The organism is Candidatus Pseudoscillospira sp. SGI.172, from assembly GCF_050313575.1.
GTDB lineage: Bacteria > Bacillota > Clostridia > Oscillospirales > Oscillospiraceae > Vermiculatibacterium.
Window position 1 is genome coordinate 1 of sequence record NZ_JBNPLQ010000055.1, and the last position, 6,480, is coordinate 6,480.

9 protein-coding genes are annotated in these 6,480 nt (G+C 54.2%); 7 read left to right on the top strand and 2 right to left on the bottom strand.

Annotated elements, in window-relative coordinates:
• The 3 genes from ACQRD3_RS13155 to mobP3 all read left to right on the top strand — a co-directional run.
• Nucleotides 1-411: hypothetical protein (locus ACQRD3_RS13155; protein ID WP_427781694.1), on the top strand; the 411-nt coding region annotated here is incomplete at its 5' end.
• On the top strand, nucleotides 399-749 hold the full coding sequence (gene mobL, locus ACQRD3_RS13160) for a relaxase MobL (protein ID WP_427781695.1): 351 nt from the start codon (nucleotides 399-401) through the stop codon (nucleotides 747-749). The genes ACQRD3_RS13155 and mobL, both read left to right, overlap by 13 nt.
• A 10-nt stretch (nucleotides 750-759) precedes the next feature.
• Complete coding sequence (gene mobP3, locus ACQRD3_RS13165; RefSeq protein WP_427781696.1) at nucleotides 760-2,352, top strand: MobP3 family relaxase; 1,593 nt, start codon at nucleotides 760-762, stop codon at nucleotides 2,350-2,352.
• Between the two features lie 137 nt (nucleotides 2,353-2,489).
• Here the strand turns inward: mobP3 and ACQRD3_RS13170 are convergent, their stop codons facing one another.
• Nucleotides 2,490-2,828 (bottom strand): type II toxin-antitoxin system RelE/ParE family toxin, encoded by a 339-nt coding sequence (locus ACQRD3_RS13170; RefSeq protein ID WP_427781697.1) that lies wholly within the window; start codon nucleotides 2,826-2,828, stop codon nucleotides 2,490-2,492.
• The gene (locus tag ACQRD3_RS13175; protein WP_427781698.1) at nucleotides 2,825-3,142 is read right to left on the bottom strand and encodes a type II toxin-antitoxin system RelB/DinJ family antitoxin; all 318 of its coding nucleotides are present in this window, start codon (nucleotides 3,140-3,142) and stop codon (nucleotides 2,825-2,827) included. Before ACQRD3_RS13175 ends, ACQRD3_RS13170 begins: the two co-directional genes overlap by 4 nt.
• 239 nt (nucleotides 3,143-3,381) lie before the next feature.
• Between ACQRD3_RS13175 and ACQRD3_RS13180 the strand changes: the two genes are divergently transcribed.
• From ACQRD3_RS13180 to ACQRD3_RS13195, 4 genes are read left to right on the top strand one after another with little or no spacing between them, the layout of a single operon-like run.
• Nucleotides 3,382-3,693: a DUF6809 family protein gene (locus tag ACQRD3_RS13180; protein ID WP_427781699.1), complete on the top strand. Its 312-nt coding sequence runs from the start codon at nucleotides 3,382-3,384 to the stop codon at nucleotides 3,691-3,693.
• Complete coding sequence (locus ACQRD3_RS13185; protein ID WP_427781700.1) at nucleotides 3,693-4,838, top strand: site-specific integrase; 1,146 nt, start codon at nucleotides 3,693-3,695, stop codon at nucleotides 4,836-4,838. The genes ACQRD3_RS13180 and ACQRD3_RS13185 overlap by 1 nt, the downstream gene beginning before the upstream one ends.
• A 6-nt stretch (nucleotides 4,839-4,844) precedes the next feature.
• Nucleotides 4,845-5,183, top strand: a complete 339-nt coding sequence (locus tag ACQRD3_RS13190; RefSeq protein WP_427781701.1) for a hypothetical protein — start codon at nucleotides 4,845-4,847, stop codon at nucleotides 5,181-5,183.
• Nucleotides 5,138-6,427, top strand: coding sequence for a tyrosine-type recombinase/integrase (locus tag ACQRD3_RS13195; protein WP_427781702.1), 1,290 nt, complete (start codon nucleotides 5,138-5,140; stop codon nucleotides 6,425-6,427). Before ACQRD3_RS13190 ends, ACQRD3_RS13195 begins: the two co-directional genes overlap by 46 nt.
• Nucleotides 6,428-6,480 lie beyond the last annotated feature (53 nt).

Sequence of the window (6,480 nt, forward strand, 5' to 3'; positions counted from 1 at the left end):
AAAGTGAAGTTTCCCATCTACCTGACGCCGGAGAAAAAGGCGCGCTTGGAGCGACGATATCAGGAGGACGGCAGCCGCAGCATCACCGGATTCATTGAGCGGGCCATCGATTTCTACCTGGACTACCTCAGCGCCAACAACGCCGGACTGTTCCTCCCGACCTCCATCCAGTCATACCTGGACGGTCGGGTGGGGCAAACGGAAAACCATTTGGCATCGCTGGCCTACAAACAGGCGGTGGAGTTGGATATGCTCTCCGGGATCATCGCGGACAGTTTTCAGTTCAGCGAGGAAGACTTGCGTCGACGCCGCGCGGAGAGCGTCCGGAATGTGAAGCAGACCAATGGCCGCATCTCGTTCGAAAAACGGGTGCGGGAATCCGTGAAGGATGATGACGGATGGCAAGGCTAATCGTCAAAAGTCCGTACATCAAGTGCGGTGGAAAAAACTCAGCAGGCGGCTACATGAGATACATCGCCACCCGAGAGCGGGTCGAGTTGATCCAGGATGACCGTCCGCTGACAAGAAAACAGGAGCAGCTTATCGCAAAACTGGTGAAAGATTTTCCTGCCGCAAGGGAGATGGATGAGTATGCTGACTATCAGGAGCATCCCAACAAAGCCAACGCCTCGGCCTTCATCTCTCAGGCGTTGGAGGAAAACTGGAGTGACGTTCAGAAATCGGATGGCTACATGAAGTACATCGCAATGCGGCCGAGAGCGGAGCGGCTCCCACGGCATCTTCGGTGACAAAGATGGCATGGAGCTGGACAGAGCCATGGCGGAGCTGGAGAACTATACAGGAAATGTGTGGACGCACATCATCTCCCTGAAGCGAGAGGATGCAGAGCGGCTGGGCTACGACAATGCCAGGGCGTGGAGAGATCTTCTCCGCGCCCACCGCAACGACATCGCCGCCGCTATGAACATCCCTCCCCAGGACTTCCGCTGGTATGCTGCCTTCCATGATGAAGGCAACCATCCCCATGTGCATGTGATGGCATGGTCTGCAAAACCTGGTCAGGCATATCTGTCTCAGGATGGCATCCGCCAAATCAAATCCAAGCTCACCAACGACATTTTCCAACAGGAGATGCTGCACCTCTATGAACAGAAAACGGTCTCCCGTGACCAGCTGGTACGGGAAGCGCGACATGCCATGCGGGAGTTGGTCCAGCAGATGAAAAGCAGAATCTGCGACCACCCGGAGGCGGAGCGGCTCATGCAGGAGCTGTCAGTTGAATTGGAAACGGTCAAGGGGAAGAAGTCCTATGGCTATCTTCCGAAGAAGCAAAAGGCGCTGGTGGATAAGATCGTGGACCAGATGGAGCAGCTCCCGACCGTGGCCGAGTGCTATGAAAAATGGTGGCAGCTGCAAAGTCAGGTGGAGAATTTCTATTCCGAGAAGGAGCGCCACCGCCCGCCGTTGTCGCGGCAGAAAGAGTTCCGCCAGATCAAGAACGCGGTCATTCAGGAGGCAGAGGCCATTCGGTTGGGGGAAATCACCTTCGAGGATGATACCATGGGCCGGAGTGATGAGGTGGAGAAAGATGAAAATGTGTCCTGGGACTTCTGGACGCTGAGGATGGACGTTCAAGATGAATACTCACCGCTGGCAGAACGGGATGACGCCGTGGAGAGTATGCGGGAGCTGGCAGAGAGTGGCGATGTTCATGCCCAATATTTTATGGGAAAGCTGTATCTGGATGGCAGCCTTGTGATACCGGACAACGAAGCGGCCATGAACTGGTTCCACAAGGCATCCACCAGCGGCTACGCTCCCGCCCAGTATGCTTTGGGAAAGCTGCTGCTCTCTGATGATGCCATCGTCCATGATCCTGAGCTTGGAATCCAGTGGCTGGAACACGCCGCCTACAACGGAAACCACTATGCATCCTACCGTCTGGGCAAGGAATATCTGAAGGGCGAATCGGTAAGAAGGGACACCCGCAAGGCCATGGATCACATCTACACCTCCGCCCAGGCCGGCAACCCCCATGCGCAGTATCTGTTGGGAAAGCTGCTGCTCCAAGGTAAGGTGATTGAGCAGGACAAAGAGGAGGGCATCCAATGGCTGTCTCAGGCGGCAGAGCAGGGACACAGCTACGCACAGTGCCTTCTGGAAAGGCAAAGCGTTTCGACAGCGCCAGAGGTGTTCCTTGCGGTGACGAGGCTGCTCCACCACATGGCGAATATCTTTCAGGACAACTCCCTGCCGCAGAGCGGCACAGGGCTCATCCATGCCGACCACAAGCTCCGTGAACAACTACGGGAGAAGCGCCTCGCCCACGGCCACAAGGAGAATGATCACGAGGAACAGCAATACGGCGGTTGGAATATGACCATGAGATAGAGGTTACGCCTATATTTTGACAATAGGATCAAAAGGTCATTTGAGTAAGCGATTAAAAGCAGCTCTCCCGGCTGGGAGAGCTGTTATAGACACAGGAACTGTTGGCGCATCCTTAGATGGAAATGTTGCCTTTAGAATCATTTCTGCTGTTGGGGATCTTCATCCGTTTTTTCGTGCAGCAGAATTCGCATATAATCCTGTCTGGCATTGATGATACGAGCCACACTCACAGTACTCGTGTCAATGCGGTACAAGGCAATATAGTTTTCGCAGATCAAAAGTCTCAGCTCTGTTTCGTAACCAGTCAGAGCGGATAGTTCCGCGCCTGATCTCGGAAAGTGTTTGAGCGACGAACATTGGTTGAGGATCATTTTGGTGATGCGCATTGCGGCGCTTGGGTTGTGCAGTTCCTTTCCGATATACCGTTTGATCTCCGCCAGATCAGAAATCGCTTCAGGCGTAAACCTCAGTTTCATTCTTCAACACCGAGCAGGCGGTAAGCGTCTTCCTCGGATACCCAGCCATTCCTTTCTGCGGAATCCCAGCCCTTCTGTACTTCATCCAACAACCGGCGCATCGCCTTACCCTTCATATATGCTTCGTTCTCCGGTGACGCCAAAAAAGGCAGGCCCTCCATATTCAGAGACTGCTGAATAAAAATGTTCACAGCGTCGGTGAAGGTCAGCCCCTGACGGGCATAGATCTCTTCCACCTGCTGCTTCACATCGGGATTGATCCGAATTTGAAAAGTGGTGGTCTTAGGGGCGGTGGTCACATTGATGGGCTCCATATTATCAGCTCCTTCTGCCTATCAGTATATCCCAGCAACCCGAAATGTCAATACTTTGTCATTACATTTTGAAGACGTGATAAGGTAACACAAGTTCATGCACCACCTCAAAATTTGCGTTGCAAAACAAAGATAGAAAGCCCGCCCGCAATTGATAACATTCTGAAAATTGTGGTCATTTGGGGATGGCTATTCCGCAATGGTTGCGGTATTGTGTGTCGCTGACAGGAGGCGATTTGATGTACGAATACATGAGAGCGCTGCAGCGACAATTTTTCAGGGAACCGGACTTCCGGGAACCGCGGCGGGAACTCCATGAGCTCCACCGGGAGCTGGCTGAGAACAGGCCCAAGGATGAGCGCCGCAAGCTGTTGAAGCTGGTGGACCTGGAAGCGGAGCTGCGGGACGAGATCTCCCTCGCCAGCTTTGTAGCAGGCTTCCATTTGGCGTGGGGCATTATCGGTGAACTGAACATCGAGCCGCCCTACTCCTTCGCTGAGGAGGAAGAGCGCAGGATGGGGCAGCTTCCGAATCTGAGGGGGGATGACTGATGGCAAAGCGCAGACCGTCTGGCGACGGCATGGTGCGTAAGCGTGAGGATGGCCGATGGGAGGGACGCATCGTAGTCGGTCACAAGGAAAACGGAGAGCCGATCTTCCACTACATTTCAGCAAAGACGCAGAAGGCGCTTCTGGAAAAGCTGCATAGGAGCATGGAAGAGTACGACGGTGCGGAGCTGACCGAGCAGAGCCGCATAACGCTGGGCGAGTGGCTGGATATCTGGCTGGAGGAATGTGCCGCACTGTCGGTGCGGCCTTCAACGCTGAAAGGCTACCGAGGTTACGTCGAAAAGAATATCAAGCCCTACCTCGGTGACAAGCAGATATGCAAAGTCACCACCGCTGATGTCCAGAGCCTGTACCGAAAGCTTCAAAAGGAAGGCGGCGCCAGCGGCGGACCGCTGGCGGGAACTTCTGTCCGCAGGATACACAATGTACTGCACCAGGCCTTGGATGTGGCGGTGAACCGTCACCTGATGGTAAAGAATCCCTCAAATGATGTAACGCTCCCCAAAAAGGAGAGCACCGTCAAGACGATCCTCAACGACGCCCAGTTGGAGCGCTTCATGGATGCCATCAAAGCCGACGAACACTGGCATGACTTCTTCTATCTGGAGATCACTACCGGCCTGCGTCGGGGAGAGCTGTGCGGCCTTATGTGGAGCGACTTTGATGAGAAGAAAGGGACCCTCTCCATCCGCAGAACCCTGCACGCGAAAGAAGGCGGCGGTTACTACGTGGGCGATACCAAAACCGGAACCGGCCGCAGAACGATCAAGCTGCCGCCCAGCACAGTGCAGCTTCTTTCAGAACGGAAGAAGAGATCCATCTCTCAGTGGCTGTTCCCCAATCCCATTCATCCGGAAGACCCTATCATGCCAAACAGTGGTTATGAACGAATGAAAAAGCTGATGGCGGATGCGGGACTGCCCAACATACGCTTCCACGATCTCAGGCATACATTCGCCACACATGCGCTGACCAGCGGCGTTGATGCCAAGACGCTCTCCGGCATCCTGGGGCATACCAAGACCTCTTTCACGCTGGATACCTACACCCATGTTACCGGCGATATGCACCAGAGGGCATCGAAGATCGTGGGCAGCTTCATGGAAGACTTTATGGTAAAGCGGTGAACAGCAATGGCAAAGAAACGCAAAAACGGTCAAGGCACCGTCCGCTTGCGCAAGGACGGACGGTGGGAGGGCCGACACATCGTGGGATATGATGAGAACGGAAAGCCAAAATTGAAAAGCGTGCTGGCCAAGACAAAGGCTGAGTGCGTCGAGAAACTGAAAAAACTCCAGACTGAATATGGCGAGGCCGCGCCCTTTAAAATCAGTCCCGATATGCGCTCCGGCGACTGGATCAACTACTGGTACGAAAACCATTCGAAACCCACCCTGCGGCCTACAACGCAGAAAGGCTATGAAGAATGGATCTATACTCACGCGATCCCCGCCTCGGGCATATCCCACTGAACAAGCTGACGCAGTCCGACTGTCAGAAATTCCTGAATGAAATGAAGGCCAATGGGCGAAAGCTTCACAGGGACACCAAAGGCCCTGAGATGGCAGAGCGCTCCGTGCGGAGCTGTTATCATGTCATTCGCATGGCGCTGGACAGGGCGGTCAAAGATGGTCTCATCAAGAAAAATCCCATCCTGGGGTGTAAGCTACCACAGCCGGAGCAAAAGGAAATGAAGATCCTCTCCAGGGAGGAAATCCAGCGGTTCCTGATACAGGCCAAGGCGGAGGGAATGTACGAACTCTTCCTTCTGGAATTGACCACAGGTATGCGCCGGGGCGAGATCCTGGCGCTTACCTGGGATGACCTGAACTTTGAGAGCGGCGAGCTCCATATCAACAAACAGGTCACTCCTGTGGGAGGCCAAAATATCATTTGCGAACCTAAAACGAAAGCCGCGTTCCGCACCATTATTCTGCCGCCCGCCATGGTAGAAATTCTAAAGGAATACAAAAAAGAAGTGTTCTCTCCGCTGATGTTTCCGTCCAGGATCAAGCCGGAGCAGCCCATTGACCCAGGCTATGTCAGAAAGCGGCTCCAACAAATACTCCAGCGCGCCGACTGTAAAAAGGTGCGTTTCCATGATCTCAGACATACCTTCGCAACCATGTCACTGGAGCACGGTATGGACATCAAGACGCTGTCCTCCATCATCGGGCATGTATCCTCCGGCACCACCCTGAACATCTACACACATATTACGAATGAGATGCAGGAAAATGCCGCGGCAAGCATCGACCGCGGCATTGCAAAGACAGAGGTATCGGAAAGGACAGCCGAAAAGCCTTCTGAGCCACAGAAGTTCGTGCCATATACGGCTCCTCGCCGCAGACCGGGGACTGGCTATGTGAAGCAGCTCAAGGATAATCTCTGGGAGGGAAGATATTCGCCTGTCTGGCCTGACGGCAAAAAGCACTCTCGGAATGTCTACGGGCGCACACAGGAGGAGTGCGAGGCAAAACTGGCAAAGCTGATCCTTCAGATGAAAGCGGAGATTGCAGCCCTGAGGGCCGGAACGGCCACGGAGTATCCCGACGGCGTCAGCCCTAAGAAAAAGCAGCTCGCTGCTTACCTGCGGGGAAATCCCGGCGTGAGCAATAAGAGCTATATCGCACGGGAGCTGGGCATCGACCGCACTACGGTACAGAAGTACTATGACGAGGTCAGAGCGGAACTGGCTGCTCCGGCAGCGCAGTGAGAGAATGCCTGACAGGAGATAGGAGATGAACCAGATGCAAGCCCCTCAACAGG

Bases quoted from the DNA above. Each gene is read 5' to 3' on its own strand.
- mobL (WP_427781695.1), top strand. From the start codon at position 399: ATGGCAAGGCTAATCGTCAAAAGTCCGTACATCAAGTGCGGTGGAAAA.
- mobP3 (WP_427781696.1), top strand. From the start codon at position 760: ATGGAGCTGGACAGAGCCATGGCGGAGCTGGAGAACTATACAGGAAAT.
- ACQRD3_RS13170 (WP_427781697.1), bottom strand. From the start codon at position 2,828: ATGAAACTGAGGTTTACGCCTGAAGCGATTTCTGATCTGGCGGAGATC.
- ACQRD3_RS13175 (WP_427781698.1), bottom strand. From the start codon at position 3,142: ATGGAGCCCATCAATGTGACCACCGCCCCTAAGACCACCACTTTTCAA.
- ACQRD3_RS13180 (WP_427781699.1), top strand. From the start codon at position 3,382: ATGTACGAATACATGAGAGCGCTGCAGCGACAATTTTTCAGGGAACCG.
- ACQRD3_RS13185 (WP_427781700.1), top strand. From the start codon at position 3,693: ATGGCAAAGCGCAGACCGTCTGGCGACGGCATGGTGCGTAAGCGTGAG.
- ACQRD3_RS13190 (WP_427781701.1), top strand. From the start codon at position 4,845: ATGGCAAAGAAACGCAAAAACGGTCAAGGCACCGTCCGCTTGCGCAAG.
- ACQRD3_RS13195 (WP_427781702.1), top strand. From the start codon at position 5,138: ATGGATCTATACTCACGCGATCCCCGCCTCGGGCATATCCCACTGAAC.